The sequence below is a fragment of the Salinarimonas sp. NSM genome (genome assembly GCF_052380005.1).
Classification (GTDB): Bacteria; Pseudomonadota; Alphaproteobacteria; order Rhizobiales; family Beijerinckiaceae; genus Salinarimonas.
In genome coordinates, this window is record NZ_JBQTCJ010000120.1 from 1 (window position 1) to 2,114 (window position 2,114).

Annotated in this window: 3 protein-coding genes; all 3 read left to right on the plus strand. The window is 58.5% G+C overall.

Going from position 1 to position 2,114, the window contains the following annotated elements; all coding sequences use genetic code 11:
- The first annotated feature begins 107 nt into the window (after positions 1-107).
- Complete coding sequence (locus ACTZWW_RS22585; protein ID WP_444783211.1) at positions 108-326, plus strand: hypothetical protein; 219 nt, start codon at positions 108-110, stop codon at positions 324-326.
- A gap of 121 nt (positions 327-447) precedes the next feature.
- The gene (locus ACTZWW_RS22590) at positions 448-1,026 is read left to right on the plus strand and encodes a DUF924 family protein (RefSeq protein ID WP_444783212.1); all 579 of its coding nucleotides are present in this window, start codon (positions 448-450) and stop codon (positions 1,024-1,026) included.
- Positions 1,027-1,137: 111 nt separating this feature from the next.
- The coding region (locus ACTZWW_RS22595) for a dihydrolipoyl dehydrogenase (RefSeq protein WP_444783213.1) at positions 1,138-2,114 on the plus strand (977 nt) is incomplete at its 3' end.

Sequence of the window (2,114 nt, forward strand, 5' to 3'; positions counted from 1 at the left end):
CCTAAACCACTCATTACCTCGAACCGCCCCAGAGGGCCCCCGCAGCGGGGGGGTGGCTGTTTGCCACCGGGGGGGGCGCCATTGTGGGGCCGCTATGCATCGGGTGGTTGATGGGGGTGATGGGGCCATCAGGCTTTTTCCTGTTTATCATTATCCTGACATTGGCATTGGCCCTGTATGCGATGTGGCGCATGACCCAGCGCGCGGCAACCCCTGTAGACCAGACCGGCCCGTTCGCGCCAGTGTCGCCGGTTGTGTCGGCGGCCACGGTTGAGGCGGTATATACCGAAATGACCGAAAATGCCGAACACGACACCACGCCCTGATGCCCTAAGCCTGTTGTAAAACCGCAAGATACCGCTGTTTTCACCACAATGACGGGTAAATGACTTGCCTGATGGCAGGGTGGCTGGCACGGTTGGGGCAGGCAGCATAAGGAAAAAGATCATGTCCAGCGTTGATGATGTAATTTCGTTCTGGTTGGAAGATGTCGGCCCCGCAAAATGGTATGCGCAAAGCGATGCACTGGACGACGAAATCCGCGACCGATTCATGGCGCTGTGGGAGAAGGCGCGTGACGGGCGCCTGCTGAACTGGGCGTCATGCCCGCGCGGGGCCTTGGCATTCCTGATTGTCACGGACCAGTTCCCGCGCAACATGTTCCGCAATGATGCGCGCGCCTTCGCAACCGATGAACTGGCGCGGCGAATTGCGGCGCGCGCGTGCCATCTTGGGTTTGATTGCCAGATTGACGAACCTGCGCGCCAGTTTTTCTATTTGCCGCTGATGCATTCCGAAAGCCAGATGGATCAGGACCGGTGTGTGCGCATGTTCTTGTTGCGCATGCCGCAAACCGGGGCGGACAATTTGCTTCATGCCCGCGCGCACCGCGCCGTCATCCGCGAATTCGGGCGCTTTCCCTATCGCAATGATGCCTTGGGGCGGACCAGCACGGCACCGGAACGCGCCTTTCTGGCGCGCGGTGGATATATGGACGCGCTGACGCAACTGAAAAGCGCCGCATGAGCACGGTATGCCGGGAATGCATGGCAGGGTTTCGTCTTGCGCGTTGCGGTGGGGTCGTAAATAGTTTAATGGCAAACTACTTTCAGATACGCGTGCAGAAGGGGAAACCATATGGCCGCCAGATCGTTTGACCTTGTCGTAATCGGTGCAGGGCCGGGGGGCTATGTTGCAGCCATTCGCGCTGCACAACTGGGCAAATCCGTGGCAATCGTCGAACGCGAGAATTTGGGCGGCATCTGCCTGAACTGGGGCTGTATCCCGACCAAGGCCTTGTTGCGGTCCGCCGAAGTGTTCCATCTGATGCACCGCGCCAAGGAATTCGGCCTGACCGCTGAAAAAATCGGGTTCGATCTGGATGCGGTGGTCAAACGATCCCGCAAGGTGGCCGGGCAATTGTCGGGCGGCATTGGCCATCTGATGAAGAAGAACAAGATCACTGTGGTGATGGGCGAAGCGACCCTGCCGGCCAAAGGCAAGGTCAGCGTAAAGACCGACAAGGGCACCGAGGAACTTGCGGCTGCAAATATCATTCTGGCCACGGGCGCGCGGGCGCGCGAACTGCCCGGACTGGAAGCGGACGGCGATCTGGTGTGGACCTACAGGCACGCATTGCAGCCCAAGCGCATGCCAAAGAAACTGCTGGTTATCGGGTCCGGGGCCATCGGGATAGAATTTGCCAGTTTCTTCAACACGCTAGGCGCGGATGTGACTGTCGTTGAAGTGATGGAACGTATTTTGCCTGTTGAAGATGCCGAGATCAGTGCCTTCGCGCAAAAACAGTTCGAAAAGCAGGGCATGACCATTATGACCAAGGCCATGGTCAAGAAACTGGACCGTGCGAAGGGCAAGGTCACAGCCCATATCGAACGTCGCGGCAAGGTTGAAACGCACGAATTCGACACAGTGATTTCTGCAGTGGGGATCGTGGCCAATACCGAAGGGTTGGGGCTGGAAAAGCTGGGCGCAAAGATTGACCGGTCCTTTGTCGTGACAGATGACTATTGCCGCACAGGGGTTGAGGGGCTGTATGTGATTGGCGATGCCACCAATGGCCCGTGGCTGGCGCATAAGGCCAGCCACGAAGGCGT